27 protein-coding genes are annotated in these 21995 nt (G+C 35.1%); 2 read left to right on the forward strand and 25 right to left on the reverse strand.

Annotated features, from left to right (window positions below; genetic code table 11):
• Position 1 precedes the first annotated feature (1 nt).
• The 22 genes from ACQKNX_RS11325 to ACQKNX_RS11430 form a co-directional block, all read right to left on the reverse strand.
• Complete coding sequence (locus ACQKNX_RS11325) at positions 2-601, reverse strand: hypothetical protein (RefSeq protein WP_427428958.1); 600 nt, start codon at positions 599-601, stop codon at positions 2-4.
• Positions 594-902 carry a hypothetical protein gene (locus ACQKNX_RS11330; protein ID WP_427428959.1) on the reverse strand — a complete coding sequence of 103 codons (309 nt, stop codon included), beginning with the start codon at positions 900-902 and terminating at the stop codon, positions 594-596. The genes ACQKNX_RS11325 and ACQKNX_RS11330 overlap by 8 nt, the downstream gene beginning before the upstream one ends.
• Positions 899-1552 (reverse strand): putative phage tail protein, encoded by a 654-nt coding sequence (locus ACQKNX_RS11335; protein WP_427428960.1) that lies wholly within the window; start codon positions 1550-1552, stop codon positions 899-901. The genes ACQKNX_RS11330 and ACQKNX_RS11335 overlap by 4 nt, the downstream gene beginning before the upstream one ends.
• The gene (locus ACQKNX_RS11340) at positions 1549-2640 is read right to left on the reverse strand and encodes a baseplate J/gp47 family protein (RefSeq protein ID WP_427428961.1); all 1092 of its coding nucleotides are present in this window, start codon (positions 2638-2640) and stop codon (positions 1549-1551) included. The genes ACQKNX_RS11335 and ACQKNX_RS11340 overlap by 4 nt, the downstream gene beginning before the upstream one ends.
• Positions 2633-3049: a DUF2634 domain-containing protein gene (locus ACQKNX_RS11345; protein ID WP_427428962.1), complete on the reverse strand. Its 417-nt coding sequence runs from the start codon at positions 3047-3049 to the stop codon at positions 2633-2635. Before ACQKNX_RS11345 ends, ACQKNX_RS11340 begins: the two co-directional genes overlap by 8 nt.
• Positions 3025-3480, reverse strand: coding sequence for a DUF2577 domain-containing protein (locus ACQKNX_RS11350; protein ID WP_427428963.1), 456 nt, complete (start codon positions 3478-3480; stop codon positions 3025-3027). Before ACQKNX_RS11350 ends, ACQKNX_RS11345 begins: the two co-directional genes overlap by 25 nt.
• Complete coding sequence (locus tag ACQKNX_RS11355; RefSeq protein ID WP_427428964.1) at positions 3477-4445, reverse strand: XkdQ/YqbQ family protein; 969 nt, start codon at positions 4443-4445, stop codon at positions 3477-3479. The genes ACQKNX_RS11350 and ACQKNX_RS11355 overlap by 4 nt, the downstream gene beginning before the upstream one ends.
• Position 4446: 1 nt before the next feature.
• A complete protein-coding gene (locus ACQKNX_RS11360; RefSeq protein WP_427428965.1) occupies positions 4447-5148 on the reverse strand; it encodes a LysM peptidoglycan-binding domain-containing protein in 702 nt (233 codons plus the stop codon).
• Positions 5145-7859, reverse strand: a complete 2715-nt coding sequence (locus tag ACQKNX_RS11365; protein WP_427428966.1) for a tape measure protein — start codon at positions 7857-7859, stop codon at positions 5145-5147. Before ACQKNX_RS11365 ends, ACQKNX_RS11360 begins: the two co-directional genes overlap by 4 nt.
• Positions 7860-8106: 247 nt before the next feature.
• Positions 8107-8508 (reverse strand): phage tail assembly chaperone, encoded by a 402-nt coding sequence (locus tag ACQKNX_RS11370; RefSeq protein WP_172772302.1) that lies wholly within the window; start codon positions 8506-8508, stop codon positions 8107-8109.
• 14 nt (positions 8509-8522) lie between these two features.
• Positions 8523-8990: a phage tail tube protein gene (locus ACQKNX_RS11375; RefSeq protein ID WP_108029912.1), complete on the reverse strand. Its 468-nt coding sequence runs from the start codon at positions 8988-8990 to the stop codon at positions 8523-8525.
• A 16-nt stretch (positions 8991-9006) separates the two neighbouring features.
• Positions 9007-10302: a phage tail sheath C-terminal domain-containing protein gene (locus tag ACQKNX_RS11380; protein ID WP_427428967.1), complete on the reverse strand. Its 1296-nt coding sequence runs from the start codon at positions 10300-10302 to the stop codon at positions 9007-9009.
• A complete protein-coding gene (locus tag ACQKNX_RS11385; RefSeq protein ID WP_402763854.1) occupies positions 10302-10502 on the reverse strand; it encodes a hypothetical protein in 201 nt (66 codons plus the stop codon). The genes ACQKNX_RS11380 and ACQKNX_RS11385 overlap by 1 nt, the downstream gene beginning before the upstream one ends.
• Entirely contained in the window at positions 10453-10917 is a 465-nt protein-coding gene (locus ACQKNX_RS11390) for a phage tail terminator family protein (protein WP_427429191.1), read from the reverse strand. Before ACQKNX_RS11390 ends, ACQKNX_RS11385 begins: the two co-directional genes overlap by 50 nt.
• Positions 10910-11305, reverse strand: a complete 396-nt coding sequence (locus ACQKNX_RS11395) for an HK97 gp10 family phage protein (RefSeq protein ID WP_427428968.1) — start codon at positions 11303-11305, stop codon at positions 10910-10912. Before ACQKNX_RS11395 ends, ACQKNX_RS11390 begins: the two co-directional genes overlap by 8 nt.
• Positions 11306-11987: 682 nt before the next feature.
• Positions 11988-12401 carry a LuxR C-terminal-related transcriptional regulator gene (locus ACQKNX_RS11400; protein WP_427428969.1) on the reverse strand — a complete coding sequence of 138 codons (414 nt, stop codon included), beginning with the start codon at positions 12399-12401 and terminating at the stop codon, positions 11988-11990.
• Positions 12395-12622 (reverse strand): hypothetical protein, encoded by a 228-nt coding sequence (locus tag ACQKNX_RS11405; RefSeq protein WP_172772306.1) that lies wholly within the window; start codon positions 12620-12622, stop codon positions 12395-12397. The genes ACQKNX_RS11400 and ACQKNX_RS11405 overlap by 7 nt, the downstream gene beginning before the upstream one ends.
• Positions 12623-12748: 126 nt before the next feature.
• A complete protein-coding gene (locus tag ACQKNX_RS11410) occupies positions 12749-13564 on the reverse strand; it encodes a DnaA ATPase domain-containing protein (RefSeq protein ID WP_427428970.1) in 816 nt (271 codons plus the stop codon).
• Positions 13497-14255, reverse strand: a complete 759-nt coding sequence (locus tag ACQKNX_RS11415; RefSeq protein ID WP_427428971.1) for a helix-turn-helix domain-containing protein — start codon at positions 14253-14255, stop codon at positions 13497-13499. The genes ACQKNX_RS11410 and ACQKNX_RS11415 overlap by 68 nt, the downstream gene beginning before the upstream one ends.
• A gap of 74 nt (positions 14256-14329) precedes the next feature.
• Entirely contained in the window at positions 14330-14812 is a 483-nt protein-coding gene (locus tag ACQKNX_RS11420) for an ORF6C domain-containing protein (protein ID WP_427428972.1), read from the reverse strand.
• Entirely contained in the window at positions 14793-15035 is a 243-nt protein-coding gene (locus tag ACQKNX_RS11425) for an ORF6N domain-containing protein (protein WP_427428973.1), read from the reverse strand. Before ACQKNX_RS11425 ends, ACQKNX_RS11420 begins: the two co-directional genes overlap by 20 nt.
• A 34-nt stretch (positions 15036-15069) precedes the next feature.
• Entirely contained in the window at positions 15070-15318 is a 249-nt protein-coding gene (locus tag ACQKNX_RS11430) for a helix-turn-helix transcriptional regulator (RefSeq protein ID WP_427428974.1), read from the reverse strand.
• 153 nt (positions 15319-15471) lie between these two features.
• Here ACQKNX_RS11430 and ACQKNX_RS11435 point away from each other — a divergent pair, with 153 nt between their 5' ends.
• Both ACQKNX_RS11435 and ACQKNX_RS11440 read left to right on the forward strand, forming a co-directional pair.
• A complete protein-coding gene (locus tag ACQKNX_RS11435) occupies positions 15472-15870 on the forward strand; it encodes a helix-turn-helix domain-containing protein (RefSeq protein WP_427428975.1) in 399 nt (132 codons plus the stop codon).
• A 107-nt stretch (positions 15871-15977) separates the two neighbouring features.
• Entirely contained in the window at positions 15978-16481 is a 504-nt protein-coding gene (locus ACQKNX_RS11440) for an ImmA/IrrE family metallo-endopeptidase (protein ID WP_427428976.1), read from the forward strand.
• Between the two features lie 345 nt (positions 16482-16826).
• Here the strand turns inward: ACQKNX_RS11440 and ACQKNX_RS11445 are convergent, their stop codons facing one another.
• The 3 genes from ACQKNX_RS11445 to ACQKNX_RS11455 all read right to left on the reverse strand — a co-directional run bounded on the left by ACQKNX_RS11445 (position 16827) and on the right by ACQKNX_RS11455 (position 21787).
• Positions 16827-17261, reverse strand: a complete 435-nt coding sequence (locus ACQKNX_RS11445) for a hypothetical protein (RefSeq protein WP_427428977.1) — start codon at positions 17259-17261, stop codon at positions 16827-16829.
• Between the two features lie 357 nt (positions 17262-17618).
• A complete protein-coding gene (locus ACQKNX_RS11450; RefSeq protein WP_427428978.1) occupies positions 17619-18731 on the reverse strand; it encodes a response regulator in 1113 nt (370 codons plus the stop codon).
• A complete protein-coding gene (locus ACQKNX_RS11455; protein WP_427428979.1) occupies positions 18731-21787 on the reverse strand; it encodes a hybrid sensor histidine kinase/response regulator in 3057 nt (1018 codons plus the stop codon). The genes ACQKNX_RS11450 and ACQKNX_RS11455 overlap by 1 nt, the downstream gene beginning before the upstream one ends.
• Between the last annotated feature and the right edge of the window lie 208 nt (positions 21788-21995).

Consider the following 21995-nt stretch of genomic DNA (forward strand, 5'->3'; position numbering starts at 1 on the left):
CTCAAACCACCTCCACTAATTCAACGTTAAATGTCTGCCAATCCCCAACACCCATCTCAGCGTTAACCATATCAATTTGCACATTACTACGAGCCACTTTAGCCCCTTTTTTGTATGCATTGGTAAGTGCTGAAACCGTAATTGTCTCTGCACCTACTGCAGTAATTACAACGTCCTCACTTGCTATATCATCAAAAATAGTGACTTGCGTAAATGGTGTAAACCCATCAACACTAGCCACTTTTAAAGAAGTTGTACCTATTACAACAGCTTCGACAATATCAGTCATAGCTGTATCTAACTTAATTTTATTTGTACTGCCATCTAGCATATCGGCAAACGTACCGCTATTTCCTGGTACCCGGCCATCTAGTTCCATTTGAATACGCATACGTTCTATTTGTCGATACATCTCAATCAAAAAACGATAGGCGTTATAAATTCCCCATTCGAAATTGTTTGCATACTCAGACATATAAGGCGTACCATCCTCGATAACCTCTCCTGTCACTGGATCTGTTACATCATCGTACCATTCAGTACGTTCGTAAGGGTTTTTCTTAAAATTCAGCGGTATTTCACCATTCATATAGTTACTCATTTACTTTCACTTCCTTCGCTTCAAGTTGCAGAGGAAATGCGATAACATACCCCTGTGAGCCTTTCTGATAGTTCATTGTTTTCACATACAATTCACGTCCGTAACTATCGACTAAAGCAGCACGTGTTACCAAGCCTTGTTCCGTCGATAACTTGACATACTTTCTTAGCCCAACCTTCATGCTAGTGTGATAGATTTCTTTGTTATAAACAACCCCATCAATAGTAACCTTTGCGCTTACTGTAAGATTACTTAAAAATTGTTGAGTTAAATCTATCATTAATGGTTGTATTTCGTTCAATTCCTCACACCTCCTGCTCTAAATTGACCACAAATACGATTATTTGTAATGAAACTGTAAATCTCATTGGAAACTGTTAACACTTCTTTTCCTAAAGCACCATGTGTTTTGGCTGTTTTAAAACGGCCACATATTTTATGTTTGATTTGCCATGCATAAGTGCCACCTACAATAATAAGGCATTCCTTTAAAGCCAAAATAGTTGTCATTAAATTAATATTTAACGGTACGATTCGCTCTACCAACCGTAATACTTCGTTATAATAAGCCGTTTGTTCAACTTCTATTGCTACTTCCATTTCAAATTGATTAACATCTAATAAAATCTGATGGTTATTTTCTCCGATTAATCCGGACAATGCCTTTGTTAAATACTCTAAAACATAGGGCGCGCTTTCCTGCATGCGTGCCAGTAATCGTAGTTTTCGAAATTTCAACGTTTCATTCTTCGGATCTGCACGTATGCCAAAATCCCTTTCTCTTATGGCAATAGCAGCCTCGCTTGAGGTTAAAATAAATTGATCGTTATCTACAGCAAAAAGAGCTTCGTCGAGTTTATCCCAGTTAAGCGTAACTGTATTGGACAACTCACGAAACTCTTTTATATTTTGATAATAGAATGGTAACTCCTCTAAAAAAGCATTGGTCATATACTCACTTCCTTCAGTGTTACTTTAGAAAGTACTGGAATTTCTTCAACTAAGTTAATATTATTACTTAAGCCATTCAACATCGTTGAAGCAACGTCCTCAATTCCTTCAATCTCTAATAGCCGAGATTCGATATGAGTAATACGAACATTGATATCTAAATCTTTAAACCAATTGGCACGTAATTCAGCAAAATACGTTTCTAACGTTTCACTCACTTGTGCTTCAATTTGACCAATCGTTGCACCATTCAAAATGAGTTCACTTTCAACTTCAATAGTGTTTTTCCCTACACCTTCCACCGTTACTTTATGACCAATCGGCGCTGAACCATATCCATCGCCTTTAAATTCTAGTGGATCGATAATCTCTTGAACATAGGATACAAACTCAGGTGTCGGTGCATTGAAATCAGAATCAATAATAATTGCTTTTATTGTTCCTCCACCAAACGGAGTACGACGTAACCGTACACCACCAACCCCTTGAATTGCCTTCATTTTTTTCTTATAGTCTGCGCGATTACCACCAAATGCTTTTTCGCGGATATGGTCTACAAACCTTACATATAATGACTCATCTGTTTCAACATCTTCACCTGGTACAAGTACATCAGCTAATACAGCTTTACCTAGCTTATTGTTTGCTTCTAGCGGAAGCATCTCGCCATAATCCTTATTTCCTACGGCACCTGCTGTTTGTGCTTCTACTTTATATACCCCTGCCTCTAATCTTTCTATTACATTATAGATAACTGCCTCTAACCGATATTGGCTATTTGTAGACACATCAAGAGGTTGACCATCACCATCTGTAAATAATGCGCAGCGAATAGCCCTTCCAGCCTTCTTACGTTCGACTCCATGCTCGTTCACTCGTTTTTCAAGATCATCTCCGTCTGCTGTAGCAGCAAAAGTACGACGATATAACACGGACATATCCCAATATGTTTCAGCTAACTTTAATGCTGTAGGTGCAAGTGCATCGTATATTACACTACCTTCACGTTTATCGACGTCACCCGGCACACGATCGAGCAGTTCTGCTAAAATACTATCAAATGATTGCGACTCTAAGTACTCAAGCAATCCTAATCGCCTCCTTTAACAGACTTACATCGCCATAAATTGTTCGAGCGATAAATGTTATTAACACATCATCTTTTGATGTAAATTCGAGACTAAAATTTTCTAATAATGTAATACGTTCATCTTGCAGCAAGGCATCTTGTATGCGCCTACCTAAATCACCACGTACATACAATTCATCAAATCCCATCATATTTTGAAAACCGTAATTATTTGTATAAACTAAATGTTCAAAGCGAATCGTATTCAATGCTTTAAATATCGCTTGCTCCATTGCTTTTTGACCATCTATCAATCCACTGCAGCAACCTCGTTTGAAATCTAAATGATACGTACGAGTAGGTAATTCAACAGCATCCATTACTTCAATGTCAGGGGTAATTGTTATTGCTTCTGTTGGTAGTGCCATATGTCATGACCCTCCTTATATCTATCTGATACAAAATACTTTTGACCACCTTGTACTCTATGCAATACTACTTTATCGCCTTCTTTTAAACCATCTTCTATGATGAGCTTTAAGTATTTCATTTCATATTTTTCATAAGGCACCGCGGTCGATTCACCTTGATTTTGTCGTGTCGAACTTGTCTGTTTAATGTCATCGCCAATTTGATTTTTGGTGTAGCTTTTCGGATGTTCGTACTGAATACTCGCTATTCTTTCGTGTCGAGTAAGATGCTTTGCAACTAGTAAAAACTCATCCGTTAAAATAAGCTTCGAGTGTATTTCAATTTTTAACGGCTTTGCTTCAATGACCTTACCTAAAATAATATTTACTGGATTGGACGCGTTAAAGGCTGCCATTGCTGTCGTTTTGATTAACTCTAATAAACTCATGAAATCACCTTCAATTCTAAGCTCATTGTATGAACTTTAGCTGACCAATCATGTGTACATGCTTCCACCAAAAATAACTGCTTAATTTTTAATTTCTCTATATAGATAAATACCATCTTTCCTGCGCGCACTCGCCAATCACCCAAACATTTTAATGACAGTTCCTTTTTTTCTGTATTATGGACCGTAAGCAATACATTCAGCAGACTTTCAATCTGGGAAGGCGTCATATTTTCGTCTACCTTTTTGTAATACTGCAACTGTCCCCATTTAGCGATATTACTACTATCCTGCGCAATAAATACTCTACGTTTTGATGTCTCTTTATCATCTAACACCAGTTTTACTCGATTGTAAGAATCCTCAATGGATACCGAATAATTATAGTCGTACAAAAGACTTTCTTCCCCTATATAAAAGTCTGTAGGGGGTATAACTAGATCATTAATATTATGCAATCCTAGCGAGCCAAACTCATCCATAAAAACAAAGCTTTGATTTGTAGCCACAATAGCCGAATCAATGCATTTCATAATGACATCTAATGCTTTCTTATCTTCTTCAACCATTCCAGGAGTTGTAAAGCCTGTTTTCGCTACAGAACTTAATTGAAGATTTGCTATACTGCAAATACGCTCAATGGCTTTTTCTGCTAACATCGATGGAATAACAAAAGTATCTTCATACATTAAATACTTGAGTTGATCGTAAGCAATAATATTAAATTCGCTATCCTTACCAAAACCTGCCTTAAATGAATAGCCATAAAAAACTTTATGTTTTCCATCAATTACTCTTACTATTGCACCAGATACAATTTTATTTTCAAGTGGATTAGGATTTAACAAATTAACATTAAGCTCCGATGCTTTCCCTGTTTTTTCAGTCTTCCAGCTAAGTGAAGTGACAGGCACTTCGTAAATATTCCCATCTCGATTATCAACTAATACTTCTATACCTACCACCTCATTTCTTAGCCGTCCATTCAGGTGGAATTTTTACTTTCAACCCAATTGGCAACTTCCTTAATTCACTATCTTTAATTCCGTTCAAGGATTGCAATGCTTTATAATTTGCTCCGTTTCCGGTATACTTTTGTGCTATCTTCCAAAGTGAATCTCCCTTTACTAAACTATATGTCTGTGGTATTTGCTTAGTGTTTTCTCTTGGAGTTTCCTTTTTCACAACTTGCTTCACTGACTTTTTCTTGGCAGAGACAGCTGGTGTAGTACTCTTTTTAACAAGTTCCATCTTTTTGAATCCAAATGGCACATACTTTTTAAATGAGATGGTATAATCCACGTCGGACGTACCAAATTGATCTTTTGCTTCAAAACTCTCAATAGTAAATTGGTCATTAACAGAAAATGAACCGCCTACATAAACAAAGCGGATAACCGTTTCTTCGGCCATCCACTTTTTTATTTGGTCAATATACTTTTTAGGCTCTACAAATTGCGTTTCCGCGTAATGTGTATCCTGCGACGGAAAAAACGAGGAGAACGAGAACTCAGGTAATTTCATAGGTTTAGGCACTTTTACAGTACCTATCTTAGCGACTGAAAACTCTTCTCCGTCAGCATCCTGTTTAAATGATAATTCTGGCGGATTAACGGGAATACGAAATCCTTCTTTATCATTGTTAGCACTAAGATAGATTCCTATCATCCATATACCCCCTCTACCGAACGATTCTGCTCATCTTTCAAACCTTGTGTAATAAACTTTACGACTTCATGAACATCCACTTTTTCACGAATATCACCAGTAAAATAAAACTTCGGTTCACTTTGAATATGTTGCACAACAGCTTTACTGTTATTTGCTATAGATGACGCTGAAACTTTTTCTCTTACTTCATTTGATACTTCAACGTCATCCCTAACTGGAACATTCAAGGCTTGTGATACATAGTCATTTATTTTAGCAACATTGCCACTCGCATTGGATAAATCACCGAATTTATTAAGCATTTTTTCCATTGCACTACCGGTTGTATCTTCAAAATTATTATGGACCTGTAAATTTGGTGTTAGCGAAACAATGTTGTTAATCGCTTTACCTTCCGCAATATCTTTAAATAATTCGAGATATTCGTCTGCAAGATCGATTTTGTCATCAATCTTCCCAACTTTATCTATATTTCCACCGTTAAGTTTTTGATTATCATCAGCATTTTTTCCAAGACCTGATTCTGAAGGTGCATTTATTTTACCAAGACCTGATTCTGAAGGTGCTGATTTTACAACATCATCTGTCAAACTGGATGGAAATGAATTAGAATTATCATCATCTTTATTCATTGACCCCGCTAGCCCTTTTAACTTATCGGCCATAACACCTAATTTTTCACTACCTGCAAGTGAAAGAGATTTTCCTATTTCATTACCTTTATCGTAAGCAGCACCTAAGTCTTTGTAGTCTAAACGTTCAAATTGTCTATTAGTTGGTGCAGTCGGCATAGTCACACTATTCATATATTCACCAGCGGTGTTCTTTCTTTCTAGAGTAATCTTGTCGGCCTTTGTAGGTGCTTTAATAAGATTTTGAAGAGTATCCCCAAAGTTAGTTGCACCACTACTTAATTTTAAATCTACTGTACCTATCGTGGAAAGATCGGTATCCAGCACACCATTAAGTAAACCTATAAATTTATTTACCCCACCGATTGCACCGTTAATAAGATTAGATATTCCACCTAATGCATTATTAATGACATTAAAAATACCATCCGCTATTCCACCAACCGTTTTCAGCACCATAGTACCCATCGTATAAAATGCCATCTGTACACCGTACACTAAAGCGTTGAAGGTATTTGCAATCCATTCAGCTACACTAATTATATTATTTCCTATGGCATCTAATACAGTTCTAACCATAAGATTTAAGGCAATCCATGCTAGTTGTACAATGAATATAGCCTTATTCCATGTATTAACGAACCATTCAACAACGGTAATAACAAAGTTCATTACACCTATAAAAACGTTATAGAAAGCAGCACCTAGCCAATAAACGCCTCCAACAATTGCGCCAAATACAGCTGCAGTTTGTTCAGCCCACATCAGCATTGCTGTTACAACAAAAGCAATTCCTGCAATAATTCCAATTATGACCCACGTAATAGGGCTTGCTAAATAAGCAGCATCTACTATCCATAGTGCTGCAGCCCACGCAAGGGTTGCTGTCCTAATTAATCCTAAAACAGCATATTTGGTAAGCAAAATTGCTACAATTGACCCCAGAACAAACCCCATTATTACGAGTATGGGCACGACCCAATTAGCGTTATCATACATAAATGTTCCTACCGCACCGATTGTGTTGTACATCACCTCAAGAGCATCAAAAACAAGTGATAATCCAGCTACAAATAGATTAATAAACATCATTGCATGACCTGCTAAAACCCCAAATGCATCCGAATTAACAAATTCGCTGAATCGTTTAAATATAGGTTCAAATGCGTTTTGCGCATAGTTTTTAAATACGGTCATAGCGTCTGAAAATGTTTTCGGCGTTTTACTAAATTTATCTTCAATATCTTCAGCAGCATTAAATAACGCATTTTTAATAATATCCGCTGTGATTTCTCCATCTGATGACATTTGCTTTAGTTCACTTGTACTTTTTCCTAACGAATCTGCAATTGCATCTGCAAGCAATGGAGCCTTTTCTGCGAAAGATGTAAACTCATCACCTTGCAATCCTCCAGAAGCCATTGCTTGCGTTATTTCTTTCATACTGTCAGCCTTTTCTTGACTACTAGCTCCTGAAGCAGCGAAAGATTTATTCATCAGCTCACTGAAACGGATAGCTTCATCATTGCTACCAAAAGTGTCACTAGCGTTTAATTTAGCAACACTAGTAGCCATATCATTATAAGTGCTTAAACTTCGCTGAGAAGCTCTATAAATCTTATCCTGCAACTCTGCTTGTGTTTGCGAACCGTCATTAATATTAGCGATTCGCGTATTAGTATTACTATAAGAATCAGAAGCGCTTGCTAACTTTTTAAAACCCTCAGTTAAATTCTTTACCGATAAAATATTAGAAGCAAAACCTACAAATTTACTAAAAAACTTACCCACTCCACTTGTGGCGGCTGATATCCCTCCAGAAGTCCCACTAAAAATATCACCTACATCACCAACATTTTGAAATGCAAGTCTTGCACTAGCACTTAATCTATCAAAAGCTACCCTAGCACTTTGAATATCGCGCGTTGCTCGTTGCAGGCTACGCATATCCCCTGCTCTGTTGGATGATATATGCATTTGCTCCATCGTTCGGATTGTACTATTCATAGCTTTCATCATCTTATGAAGAGTACCCGTCATTCTATCGGTCAAGGTCATGGTTGTACGGACTGACATAACACTCACCTCATTTTAGGGCTAAAAAAGACATACCCAACAAGGCATGCCTTTTTTATAAAATTATTATATTATTACTTTTTCGAAGCCTCTGCCTCTTTTTCAAGCTCTATATCCAAACTTGCGATAATGAATGCGCGCTCTTTGCGATCCATATTTAAAAACGAGTTAGGCAGTATATTGAATCGATGAAGCGCAACATGTGCATAAAATGCTAGTCCGTCACGCTCATCGTCACTGCCTTGTATTAGTTTTTTACTTCTTCCACTTCATCTTCGAGAGTAATATCACTTCCGCTAATTTCGGATACTTTTTCAGAAATAAGCGATGTTTCACCTGCCAGAAACATTCTTCCATATAAAGCCTCTGCACCTTTTACGCCATAAGATTGCTGTAATTCTGTATTATTAAGGTCCGGGTATACGATAGCTGCTACGTTTAATCTACGGTTGTATGCTACTGGATCAAATACTCGTTCTTGGCGTCCTCTTTTGCCAGCTACATTTTTAAAACATCTATCATTAATTACATCTGCTTCTTCAGATGGAACAGGTCGTAATTTAATAGGCTCAGCAAAACGTTGTAGGGATAACTCAATAGGTTCTACCGCCATTACATTTTCTTTCATGAATGCTTTAAAGTTACTCATTTACAGTTTCCTCCTTATTGGATAACGCTAAATTGGTTTAAGATTTCAAAATCGTCAAATGTGAATGAAAATTCGTCTTTTAATGTGTCTGCACTATCTGCATCAAGCATTGCTAATAGCGTTTTATCTGGCACGATATTTCGGACATCGACGGTTTGTTTTCCAGCTGCACTAGTAATATCCGCATTAACAATTGTTGCATCAAACATTGGTGATTTACCTGAACGTAGATAGTTCATGGCCATCGCTCGAACCTCTGGGCGATGGTAATACATCGTCATTTCTCCAACACCTTTTGCTCCTACAATTTTAGAACCTTCCATACGAGCATTTAGACGTTTTACTTCTACTTTGTTGTATTCTACTTCCGCTTTGAATTTAAGAATTTCTGCAAATTCATATGTTTGACCTTCAATATTAATAAATACCAAGCCCTCACGAGAGGACATAGCGTCTTTTGTTTGCATTACGTTTGCTGCCATTTAGTTTTTCCCCCTTTTATTTACACTCAACGCGCATATATAATTTTTCCATTGCATCGATAAACTTGATACCTATCACAGCCAATACTTCATCTTTTTCATCACCTTGCTCAACAGTAATATCTTCGGGAAGATATGGATTAATAACACCTAACCGTACATATGGATCAAGCACTGTTTTCATTAATTGTTTCTTAAACAAATCTCTTCCATCTTCATTATTGTTCACTTTACCAATGAAGTATTTTCGGAAAATGTTGCGTGTGTTATTTTCGAGAATAGTCATTCCTCGGTCTATTTTTCCTTTACGGAAATCTTGGTTCTTAGTCGGTGTAAATGAATGGAATGTATTAATATCCTGCTCTACTACTACTTCATCATTACTGAAAGAATAGACAATATGGCCGTCTTGTAATGCTTTAATGATTGCATCATTTGTCATCGCTTCCGCTTCTATTGCACCAGGATATTTTGCATATGTTAATGAACCTACCGTGGCAGCTGCAAATGCTGCACCGAACCAGTACACCGCCTCATTTGCACTTAAGATTTCCCCGCCATCAAGTGTGACTCCGTTTTTAATTGATACTGTGCTTTCATGGTCTGCAGCATTATAATTATTCGTAACGAATGTAACGCGTTTACCTGCTTGTTCTCGCAGTTCTTTTGCCTTTAAAGCAAGTAGCGCTTTTATTGTATTGTCATCAGTCCCATATGCCACTACCTTAAAATTCAAAGTATCCAATGCAGATGCGAACTCGGAAATAGAGTCGTTTGTAGCAGCTACTGTTGTTCCACCAGCTAAAGTCAAAGTAGCATCTCCTGTTGGTAATGCCCCATCAAACACTACATAATCATTTGATTTTAAATCTTCGAAAGCAGTCACCTTCTGCAAGTCAACTTGAAGAGCATCAAAATAGGTTTTCACTGTTGTAGTTCCATCTAATCCTGTCGTTGTCAGAATGTGAATCTTATTTCCATCCGTCCCACCGAACTTCGCAGAAGCGGTTAATCCCTCAACTGTTGCTTTGGCTTTCTCGCCTACACCATTAAGGTTATATAAATACACCTTACCAGTAGCCTTAAAAGCTTCTCGAAGAGGTAAAATATCACCTAGCGATTTACCGAATAAATTTCTAAACTGTGTAGTTGAAGAGAGTTTAGTAAACTTACCAACTTCACCCCAATTTAATGTCACAGGCACAACTAGAGCACCATTTGATTCAAGCCCCATTGTATTTAAATTGTTTGTTTCAAAATTAATATAAGCATCCGGACGTACTTTATTTTGCGTTTCCCAAATACCACCCATTATGCATTCACTCCTTTCTTCTTCCACTCTGCTACTAGCTTGTCAGCTTCCATTTTTGAATAAGTTGTTCCTTCTTGTAGCACAACTTCATACTCCAAACGCTCTTTTGAAGATTGAGTGCTATCTAAAAAAGCAGCCTTAGAGAATTTTTTATTCCCTGGCTGCTTCACTGTTTTCTGTTTGTCTGTCATTTGTGTCAAATTCAACGCCCTCCAATGTTTTCATTCTCGTTTCTTCTTGAATGTCGTATAGTCTCGCTTTCACTTGAAAATTAATCACTAATGTTTCGTCAACTATCTCACCTCCTATTTCATGTACATGGAACCTATCCGCAAGGTATTTAAAATTGTTTTGAATAACTTCCAGTACATTTAAGCATTCATCGTCTATATTATCTGTAGATGGGAAATAGACGATGCTAAATGAATAGGTGCGAATAGCTTGATTCTTCATACCTCGCTCTTGATGCACGTTAATGATTCGGACTAAAAAAGCAGGTAATATTATGCCTTGCTTCACTGGTTTATTGTAGATTTGATATTGATTGTTATCAGGATACAAAGATCGTAATTGCATAATTGCTAGCGTTTTAATACTATCTGTTACATTAACCACCAATTTTACGCCTCCATTCCTTCTCGATTTCGTGTTCCCACATTTGAGGTATAAGATGTTCCATTTCTTGTTCCGTGAGTTTAAGTATAAATTGTCCATTTACAAAACCTACTGTTCGTCCTGTAATTACATTATGCCTTTTCTCAACAAAAAGCGGATTTTCTAACTGATTATAAATAATAATTATAAAATTATTACCCTCTTTAACAATATGGTATTTCCAATTATCACGAAACGCTTTATTATCTACAGGTGTGAGCATTTTCACTTTCTTAATGGCTATTTTGGCAACTCTCTCAGCCACTTTTTTGTGTATCTTCCCAGTTGTAATAGTGAGTTCCTTTAAGTTTTCTGCTAATTGCTTTACTTCCTTAAATTCAAATGCCATTAAGCAAACACCTTCCTTCAAAAGCACGTCTTCGTTCAATACATAGAGAAATCATTCTTTAGCAGATAGCACCTCCTCATCCTAATCAATCAACTTTCTTTTGATAGATCTACCCTCCTTTCCCTAATATAGTTTAATGGCATAATTTGAAAACTTATTCTTTAACGTCTACAAGTTTGAAAAAGACGAAATAAGGCATAATAAAAAGTCGTAGATTACCTACGACCTTTTGATTAAATCTTATTATGTTCTTATCTATCTTTTGAATTAAGTTGTTCGCATTAACTTTGGAAGTGATTACTTTTGTTGTCTCTCCCTATTTTCAAACCTTACCTAACCAACCTGCCTGTATCCTAGTTTACATTATTATTTCTAACTCACATAATGTTTAAAGTATGGCAACTCTGGCAAGTATGGAATATTTCTGCCTTAATAGACTAATTTATCTATAGTAGACTGCTAGCAATCATAACCTGCGGGAACATCACAGAACGTAAGACGCAACAGACCGCGCGTTAGCGAGGGTATGATGTGCTCGCGGATAGCGACCGTCCGTAGCAGGAATCAACGGCAGTAGTCATCACCTATATTAATTTTAAACAAAAAAGGACTGTAGACAAATTGGAAAAAACTTCAAGTTTGTCTACAGTCTGAGAATCTCTCAATATATCAGGGATTCTATTTAAGCTAACATTTTGATTAAAATATTTTCTTTAATATTTTGTATATGTGTGTGACTCAATTCCATTTTCTTTGCTATCCAACGCTTCGATTTTCCATCTAACATCCAGTTTAAGACTTGCACCTCCCTTTCGCCTGTAACCTTTTCTAGAAGTTTCTGAACCGCCAATATCTTTTTCTCGTAATCTGCAACACGTTTATTATTTTTCGAACGTCTAATAGCCTCTTGCATAATTGGGTCACCTATCCCGCCTGCCGCCTTTGGTAATGAAGCCTCAATACCATATTGTGCTGTCTTTGCCCCTATCACCATCTCAGCTCGCATTTCTTTGATGGCGTTAACCATCCAGTGGTAGTCTGTAATCATGGAATCTAAAACATCTGGTGTAAGAACTAATGCTCTCTCTTTTAACATAGATTTTCCCTCCTAAGTGCATTCATATTTTCCCTCTGTGCAGAGTAGTAAATTTTTGGCTCATATCGATGATAGAAGCCATTGGGATTAACATGCATTGCTAATGCTACTTGTAATTCACGCTCGTCAAAGCAAATTGTTTTCGACTTATTCTCATCCCCATTGCGCCATATGATGACTGCGTAAGGTTTTACTCCAAAACCTAAAAATATTGGATTCAAGCTGCTACCTCCTATATCCCATTAATAACTTACAGTTAATACTCAGTTCCTAAATGTTTCATATCCATATCTCTGTCGTTTCGTCATCCATTTCTCTCCGATAGGGGGATGTGCGTCTCTCTATCTTTATTCAAATACCTTGCGTAATCGATAGTTCGCTTTCTTGTCTTTTTGAATAGTAACTATGAAATTTTGAGACATTTCAAACAGTCGACTAGTTAACGCCTCATCGATATAAAGCATGTCATCAAGAGACAATTCGCTAGATATTAATAAAGGTTTGTTGCTCAAATAGCGAGAGTTGACCACTTCGAAGATGACTTCCGTTTGCCACGACTTGACATTAACTTTCCCACCAATTGGCTTAAATAAATCGTCAATGAACAGAACATCAACTTCTTTCATCCGATCCATAATTTCGTTTTTACGGTCAAAGTTGTTAGCTGCGATATTGTTTATACCATCTTTGTATGGGAAGTACAGAACAGATACTTGCTTTGTATGCATCAGATAGTTAGATATGGCGGTTAATAAATGTGTCTTGCCACAACCGGGTTGTCCAATCAGCATGATGCTGTTCTGTCTGAAACCTCTAATTTCTTCAAAGGCTGCATAATACTGTTTTGCCTTACTTTTCATTTCAACAACTTTGGGATGAACATTATCTGTTGAGAAGTTTTTAAGGCTCATTTTCTGAAACTCTTTTGTAATTGCGCTACATTTAATAAGTTTATTAATCTTGAGTATCCTGTTGCATTCACATACGACATAATAATCTTGCTCAACTTCAACACCTCGAATATAGTAACCATTCTTTTTACGGATTAAGTAACTGCCAGTATCTTTACACTTTGGACAGTTGTAGTTGGGTTCTTCAATCGCTACAGTAGTTTCCGAATACAGTTGGCTTCGTGCTTGTAGCTCCTCCATTACTGCTGCCATTCTGTCGCCCGGTTTTTGCATCTATCTTCACCTGCCAATCTGCGTATGTTTTTACACCTAGTTCTTTACGCCAGTTATCTAAAATTGAAAGAATGTACTTAAAGCTTCGTGCACTATGAGTACCATCGTATATTGCTTCTTGAATTAGTAATGGGTCATAAAACTTTAGTGCTTCATGAATATTGTTGCAATCCGCTAATGTTGCGATACGAACATTGCTTTCGAATAGTTGTTTAATAAAATTAAAATTTGGATTAAAATGGAAACTAGGTAATTGACTACAATTGTCTCTTTTATTATTCAATGTATTATTAAAAACTGTATTACTCTCCTGACTGTTTACGTCTATAAGGGTATCAACACTTTCGACCATACCCCCTAGTCGTTTCCAACCATACCCTCTAGTCGTTTTGATAATACGTCGGTCAATTACTTTTGTGCCAGGTTTATAGATTAGGTCTACTGTGACATAGCCCTTATCTTTTAGACTTGAAATTAACTTTGATATTCGCCCTTTGCTAAGACTAAAGAATGTTGCTAAATAATCGTTCGATGCCCAACACCCATGTTCACCGTCTAAGCTCTCGATTTCTACAAGAAGGAGTTTTTCTGACCAGCCCAAGTCGTTGGCTAGCCAAATTTCTTTCGGTATCCAAACGCCCTTAAATCCTCGGTTGTGTGTTTCGCGCATGCCCCTTCCCTCCTCCAGAATAACAATCAACACTTTTCGTTTTCTAATGTCCTTGTTCATCGCACAAACGACAGCTAAGATATTTTTAGAGGAACCCAAGACCGAATGTAATTAAGTACATTTTGCAAATCTTGCCTACGAATATCTTTATAACTAGCAACAGCAAAACGATTCTTAATTTCACGATGCAATTCACGAAATAATTTCGACTGGATTGTTGTATTAACTTCAATCGCATAAACTTTTATGGCAACTTCTTTTTGTACAGCGCGTTGTTCACCAGAAGTTAATGTTATTTGTTCATCCACTTTTTCGTTAATCATTGATAGTTCCTTTCTTATTTCATACTGTTCTTGTTTAATTGCTTGAGTATTTTCCACTAAATCAGCTGTTGTACGAAGGACGGTCACAAGTGCTTGATTTTTAGATAATGGAACTACATTTTCTTTAACTGTGTAGTATTCGTCTACTAAAATTTCGTACGCGTCCCAAGCTTCGTCTGTATTAAGAGACTTAGCATGAAGCCAAGCTCCTTTTTCAGTCCATAGGTATAACACTCACTCTAGCCATATTGGAAATTTGTAATTGTAGCTGCGCTTTTTGGAAATTTAATAATTCCTTACCCTCTAATTTGATATAGTGTTTATATTCCTTATATCGATCTTTATTTTCTGAAAAGTTCTTAGAAATATGGTCACTGTTTGTTCCATAACTTTCTGCAATTTGTGCTGTCGTTAGTACGCGACGATTTTCATATAAGATAATTTGTAATAATTTCATGTCAATATAACCTCCTTAGTTAACAAACGTTGTATCATATCGCTACATAAATACATTTTATACAGTCGTTTTGTAACGAATCGTGACTTTTATCATCAAAAAAAAGAACCCAATCAAAATCTAATACTACCGCAATAGATTTAGCAACATGTACAGAAGGCCTGCGTTTACCTTGTTCAATCATGGTATAATATGCACGTTTAATTCCAGATGCTTTAGCGACATCATCATGAGTCAGTTTATTTTCTAAACGTCTTGTCTTTAACCAAGTCCGATTTTCCAATTATTGACCACCTTTCATATAGCTTATTTATAATATAGTGTCAATTCGTTACTTAGTCAACAATAAATGTATCGTTTTGTTACATTATTATTTTTTATTGGATTAGTAACAGATTGTTACATATAATTATATTTAGAAACGCGAGGTGAAATTATGCTAGGTGTACGCTTGAAATATCTACGAAAATCAGATAACAAAACTCAACAAGATATAGCAGACATTCTAGGCATTACTAGACCAGCTTATACTGCTTATGAACAAGGGAAGAGAAATCCTGATTATGAAATTTTAGAAAAAATTGCGGACTACTACAATGTGTCTATAGATTATCTTTTAGGGAGAACAGATAATAAAAGAGCTTTACATACTCAAGCTGGCATCTCTGATAATGAATACAACAATCTGAGTGCATATCAAAAAGAGGTAATTGACTTCTTTTTAACTAGAGAAGATTTATTTTTCAAAAACCAACCGGAAAATTTATTGGATGCATTAGAACAGTTTGAAGTTTTCTATGAAGTATTGAAACGTCAACAAGAAAACAAAAAATAAATCACAATAATTTGTAACATTTCCAAACATTATAAAAATTCGCCTTTTCTTTGGTGAATTTTTTTGTTACCATAAATAGAACATATGTTTGATAAAAGAGGGATATTATGAATTTTATTTATACTCATCTAGAAGATTACATTCGTGAATTATTTACAAGTATTGATGTGACAACACCTAAACAACTAAATCCAGGATTAATCGCCTCACGCCTTGGTTTTACACTATACTTTTTACCTTACGATTCTACTAATACAGGAAATGTAATTTTTATTGATTCTAGATTGTCTGAAGAAAGGCAGTGGCAGGAATTCGGACATGAATTATGTCATGCAACAGTACACTCTGGTAACCAAGCAAAATCTATTTCTCTTTTCAGAGAGTATCAAGAATGGAAAGCAAATAGTTTTGCTCTCCAAGCCTGTGTACCCACTTTCATGCTTAATAAGATTAAACTACCTGTAAATGAGGAAAAAGCAATTATTACAATTCAAGCGTTCTTTAATGTAGAATACGATTTTGCGAAGAAAAGATTATATCACTATCTTAATAATCATTATTTTGATGGTTATAGGCTTACTGAAGGGAGTAATTATTGTGAGCTACGTTAAGAAGATTAATTAAAAAAATTTAATTGCAGAAGATGCTGGAGTAGAGGGAGAATGAGACGAACATATGTTTCTATTTTAAAAAATTTGGAAACCCTATTGCCCCGATTCAATAAGTCAATGGTGAGATTGCGTTATGGAAAGGAATCCTGATTTATCTCAGATACGTTTCCATGATTTACGACCTACTTCAGCAACTTTATTAATTCAGGCTGATGACCATCCCAATGTCATTCAATTAATACGTTAAACAGAAATACAATAACCTTGAATAATATCAGTTTTAACTAAAAATAGCCACGCGCATATAAATGAGCATGGCTTTTATTATTATAGCAAATCCTTATTTTAGTTAACAAATGTAGAAATCTTTCCACTATATGTAGCTAAATAACCCTTTCCCGCTGGCACTGCTCCTTGTAATTTTAGATTTCCTCTATATAAATAGCCATCAATCCATTTTTCGTAAGGATACAATGTTGGGATAGAGCTATTAAATGTATAGTACACTTGGTGCGATGCATCTGCATAAAGATAAAAACCTAGTGGATTAAAATCAGATTTAGTGATTGTCTCTGATATTATTTCCCCATCCTCATATTCTTTATCGATGTCAAAACCAAGAGGTAGTTCTGTTACTGATTCCGTTACCGGTTCTGTTACTGGTGTAAATTTCTCACCATCGTTAAAGCTTGTTTCTTCGGTAGCTATAGAGATTCCTGAAAATGCAAAAAATCCAAAAACTAATGTTAACGCGCACAACAAAATACTTAGTCTCTTCATTTCCTTCATCATCTCCTTTATAGTATAAATCATTTTGATTATAAATAGTGATCACATGATTTTCAATATTTTTTTATAATTCAGACTAATATAACTAATTTACTATTGGCAAGTGGTCCAACCCTTCAATTAATCATGAACCTATTTAAAAAAGCTTCGTTGAACAATTTCTGAACAATTCAACAATTTTCGAGTAAAAAAAGCAACGATTAGGTCGTTAAAAAAGCACTTTAAAAAATTCACTTTTTTACATATACAAATATTTATTATTAATTCAACCTTACCTTATTTATCAGTTCTATTTTAACAAAGTGAAAAAGTGAGCATTGAGGATGAAAGCAATGATTAGCTAACTTTCTATACACGTATCATATATTCTGCATAAATACTCTTAATATTATCTGGCACTGGCACGCCTAACTCTTCCTGTAACTTTTGCTGGATCATATCAAAACATTGTGTACAATCTTGTTTTTTATTTTTCTCGATTAAAAATTGCAAGAGCAAAAACATGTATTGCTCATTAAATTCATCGATCTCTAGCATCTTTTGTAGGCAATTTAGTTTTAGCAATGGATTAATTTCATTCGTATGAGCGATATATATTTCTAATACATGTAATACGCTTTGTTTTAAGCGAAGTTGTATTTGAATCGCCCAATGATATTCTTCCTCCGCTAAAAAATCATCTTCATAGCAATTTAATAATTGTTGCATTGCTTGTTCATCATAATGCTCTCTTTCTAACAACTGTAATAGTTCCTCATAATCACTATCAATTTCGATATTTAATTGATAGTGATTATTTACTAATAGAATCGGATTTTCACTACCATTTTGCTTCAAAATTTTGCGTAATTGATAGATGGATGTATGTAAATTAGCCCCAGCTTTCTCTATCTCTGCTTCTGGCCATAATTCTTCCATAATTACAGTATTTAATAGCGGCTTATTCCGATTAAACCATAAATATAAAAACAATTCCTTTACTTTTCTTGTACGCCATTTCACAATTTGCTGTTGGACATCTAATAGACGAAAGCTACCAAAAGTATGTGCATACATATGTAATTCATTTTTTTTAGATTGCATTTCTTGCCGTAGACTAAATACTTGCTGTGCTTTTGTCACTGCCTTCAATAAACGGTTTTCTCGAACTGGCTTTAATAAATAATCTGTTGCTTCTATATCAAAAGCATCTACAGCAAACTTCGCATGGGCTGTCACAAAAATAATTTGCATATTTGGATATTTAACTAGTAACTTTTTGGCAACTTGCAACCCATGAACGTCAATCATCTCCATATCTAAAAAAACGACATCTACTCGTTCTTTTTCAAAAAGTGCAAATGCATCCCTAACATTTGTATACGTACCTTTAATGCAAAACGTAAATTGTGTAAGCTTTTCTAGCATAATTCTTAATACATCTATTGCCATTTTTTCATCATCAATTATGACTATATTCACTATGCATCACCTTCTGGTAATAGAATAATAACAGTAGTTCCTTTACCTTCTTCACTATATATACGCAAACTGGCATTTTTAATAAGCTTAAATTTTTTCAACGGATTCGTAAATCCAATACGTGAGTTTTCTTCATTTACTAATCGTTGCAACTTTTCTTCTGAGATACCGATCCCATTATCATAAATTTTTATACGTATAAATTGACCTTCTCTTTGCACACTCACCTCTATAGTACCACCTTCTTTTTTCTTCGAAATCCCGTGAAAAACTGAATTTTCAACTATAGGCTGAATTGATAATGCTGGAATCAAAGATTGAATGGACTCATCAATATCATATGCAACTGTAAGACGATCACCAAAGCGCATTTTTTCAATATAGAGATATGCTTTTACAAGGTCTATTTCATCTTCTATAGAAACCATGCTGTTACGATAATGGACATTCAGCTTGGCACGGAAATAAGTTGCTAAACTGTATAACGCCTCTCGTGTATTTTCTATATCTGTATAGCTTAAGCCGATAATAGTATTAAGTGTATTGTAGACAAAATGAGGCGTTACTTGCGCATATAAATAATTCATTTCATCCTCAATCGCATCAATGGAAGATTGTCGAACTGCTAGTAATGATTGAATACGCACTAGTAATTCATCCATCGCAATCGGTTTTGGCAAATAATCATTTGCCCCAACTTGTAAAGATAACACTAAATCTGAATGCTGCATAATTGCTGTTAAAACAATAATCGGTAATTCCAACATATCGTATTGTTTTCGTACTTGTTTGCATAATTCATAGCCTGACATACCATTCATCATTAAGTCGACTAACATGCAATCTACTTTATGTTTCTTTATATAATCCATCGCATCAAACCCATTATCTACCCCAATAACGGTATAGCCTTTTTGAATTAATGCGTCCACTAGTACTTTTATATTCACATGATCATCATCAACAACGAGTATGGATTTGTCATTACCTTTATGCAATAATGGTAAATCTAGCTGTAGTATAGTATTTTCTGCTCGATTGCCCATCTGTTGTTGTGTTTCAATATCTAGTTTTTCGAGTGTGGCAAGCGGCACCGTAAAAGTAAAAATTGTTCCAACACCTAATGTACTTGTTACATGAATTTCCCCATTTAACTGTTCTACTATATTTTTTGAGATACTTAATCCTAACCCAAGTCCCCCACTATTTTTGCCTTTCTTTACTTGATAAAAGGAATTAAAAATTCGATCTAAGTCTTGTGATGGTATACCAATTCCAGTATCGCTTACTTGTATTTCCATATAATCATCACGTACACTAGCTAAGACTGTAATTTGTCCATGTTTTGTATGCTGCAGAGCATTGTAGAGTAAATTATAAAGCACTTGTTTCAATCGTAATTCATCTGTATACATATGGGGTAAATTTGAATCTACTACACTCATTAATCTTATGGTTGTATCACTCGACATTAAACTACGAATTTCCTCAATTACTTCATTAATTACGCTTATCGGAACAACACGAGGCATCACACGAACTTCTTCAGTCATATGATTCGAAGAAATTAATAAATCCTCTACTAAATAACCTAAACGTTGTGCGACACTATGTATTAAAATGACATTTTCTTGTTGCTCACGCTTTAAAGGTCCTTGTCCACCTTCCATTAACGACTTGGATATATTTAAAATGCCATTTAAAGGTGTACGTAATTCATGAGACGTTTTCAATAAAAACTCATCTTTCATTTGATTATGCATCAATAGCTCTTCCGATAACGCTTGCACTTTCTTAAAAGATGTATTTGCTCGGAAACTAAGCAGAGATGCAAAACTATATAGTGTAAAAATAAACAATAATTGTTCACTATAAACTATAGGTATATCAAAAATATAATACATTACTATTAAAAAAGTATAACAAGTAAGAGATACTAAAAGAATTAGAATATAACGTGAACCTTCTACACCTTTCATAAGCACACGTAATAACACAAACACATTATAAAGCCCAACTGGAATAAAAATTACTGCAAAGATTATTTTTGAAAGAACTAGATTTTCTATTGGTATAATCATACTATTTTTTGTAATCGGGTTATAAATCCCATAGATAAAAAAAAGGAAACCTAACAAAATACTAATAATATAAATTGCTTTTTTCCTCATAAACTCCGGATACAAATAATAGAGAAAAAATGCTAAACAAGCATCGACAAGGGGTAAAATCCCTAATTGCAAACGCAATTGTTCATTTATATTTAAATAAGGAAAAATAAAGAAAAATATTTTTTCATTAGTAAACGACATGTACAGTCCGAATAATATAGTGAATAACCCCAAAAACAATTCTTCTTTACGTTTCCGATTTTGACTATACGATATAATATAAATAGCACCGAATATAATATAACCAATACATACAAACGATTCTGCTAAAATTTTCATGATAAAATCTCTTTGAATAGCTTCCTTTGTTCCAACCTCAATAGGAAAAGTAATACCAGCTTTTGGATAATTATAATTTCCAACATGAATTACAATATCAAGCATTTGATTTTCACTTTTTGCAAACACCGTATATTTATCATCATTTTCGAACTTAAAGTCCTTTAAGGTTTCACTCGGATTCCCCATACCGCCTACAACTTCTCCATTTATAAAAACACGGTTAGATTGGTGAATTGAACGAATGTATAATCCATATTCCCCTTCAATTGGTACATTTATCTTAACATGATATGTTCCTACAGTAAGGCCTTCCTCATTTGGTTCTACAAAACTATTCCAAGTAGACGGAACCTCAATTAGTATTTTTTCGCTCTCATACGCATCAAATGAATCACTTGACGATATTAAAATATTTGGATAGAACGACCATTCTCCATCTAATTTTAAAATAGTATTTTCTTGTAGTTCTTTTTCTTCAATCGTAACTATCCCATTTTGCACAATCTGCTGACTACTACTAACAAAATAATCTCCATTGCCAACAAAATATACGATAATAAATAGCATGATAATGGTCACAGTAATGCTAATATTTTTTTTCACTATCACGCATCCTCTACTTGAACACAATTATTTATAACATCAAACTATCAGTTTGTTAGAATTAAATCCATTAGGCAATATGACTTTCACCTGTATTTCTATTATCGGCCCCTTACGCATCTTATCATAGGTCTGTTAAACAAATTCTGAACAAACCATATTGTAAATGCATCGACTAATATAGATTACTATTACTGATTTTAAGTCT

The organism is Lysinibacillus sp. NPDC093712 (genome assembly GCF_050280025.1).
Classification (GTDB): Bacteria; Bacillota; Bacilli; order Bacillales_A; family Planococcaceae; genus Lysinibacillus.

What these genes read in the sequence shown, in the direction of transcription:
- ACQKNX_RS11415 (WP_427428971.1), bottom strand. Translation starts at nt 14,255, where the DNA reads ATGCGCGAAACACACAACCGAGGATTTAAGGGCGTTTGGATACCGAAA.
- ACQKNX_RS11435 (WP_427428975.1), top strand. Translation starts at nt 15,472, where the DNA reads ATGCTAGGTGTACGCTTGAAATATCTACGAAAATCAGATAACAAAACT.
- ACQKNX_RS11335 (WP_427428960.1), bottom strand. Translation starts at nt 1,552, where the DNA reads ATGACCAATGCTTTTTTAGAGGAGTTACCATTCTATTATCAAAATATA.
- ACQKNX_RS11380 (WP_427428967.1), bottom strand. Translation starts at nt 10,302, where the DNA reads ATGGGTGGTATTTGGGAAACGCAAAATAAAGTACGTCCGGATGCTTAT.
- ACQKNX_RS11370 (WP_172772302.1), bottom strand. Translation starts at nt 8,508, where the DNA reads ATGAGTAACTTTAAAGCATTCATGAAAGAAAATGTAATGGCGGTAGAA.
- ACQKNX_RS11425 (WP_427428973.1), bottom strand. Translation starts at nt 15,035, where the DNA reads ATGAAATTATTACAAATTATCTTATATGAAAATCGTCGCGTACTAACG.
- ACQKNX_RS11445 (WP_427428977.1), bottom strand. Translation starts at nt 17,261, where the DNA reads ATGAAGAGACTAAGTATTTTGTTGTGCGCGTTAACATTAGTTTTTGGA.
- ACQKNX_RS11350 (WP_427428963.1), bottom strand. Translation starts at nt 3,480, where the DNA reads ATGAGTTTATTAGAGTTAATCAAAACGACAGCAATGGCAGCCTTTAAC.
- ACQKNX_RS11325 (WP_427428958.1), bottom strand. Translation starts at nt 601, where the DNA reads ATGAGTAACTATATGAATGGTGAAATACCGCTGAATTTTAAGAAAAAC.
- ACQKNX_RS11375 (WP_108029912.1), bottom strand. Translation starts at nt 8,990, where the DNA reads ATGGCAGCAAACGTAATGCAAACAAAAGACGCTATGTCCTCTCGTGAG.
- ACQKNX_RS11440 (WP_427428976.1), top strand. Translation starts at nt 15,978, where the DNA reads ATGAATTTTATTTATACTCATCTAGAAGATTACATTCGTGAATTATTT.
- ACQKNX_RS11360 (WP_427428965.1), bottom strand. Translation starts at nt 5,148, where the DNA reads ATGATAGGAATCTATCTTAGTGCTAACAATGATAAAGAAGGATTTCGT.
- ACQKNX_RS11345 (WP_427428962.1), bottom strand. Translation starts at nt 3,049, where the DNA reads ATGGCACTACCAACAGAAGCAATAACAATTACCCCTGACATTGAAGTA.
- ACQKNX_RS11365 (WP_427428966.1), bottom strand. Translation starts at nt 7,859, where the DNA reads ATGTCAGTCCGTACAACCATGACCTTGACCGATAGAATGACGGGTACT.
- ACQKNX_RS11395 (WP_427428968.1), bottom strand. Translation starts at nt 11,305, where the DNA reads ATGGCATTTGAATTTAAGGAAGTAAAGCAATTAGCAGAAAACTTAAAG.
- ACQKNX_RS11400 (WP_427428969.1), bottom strand. Translation starts at nt 12,401, where the DNA reads ATGTTAAAAGAGAGAGCATTAGTTCTTACACCAGATGTTTTAGATTCC.
- ACQKNX_RS11410 (WP_427428970.1), bottom strand. Translation starts at nt 13,564, where the DNA reads ATGGCAGCAGTAATGGAGGAGCTACAAGCACGAAGCCAACTGTATTCG.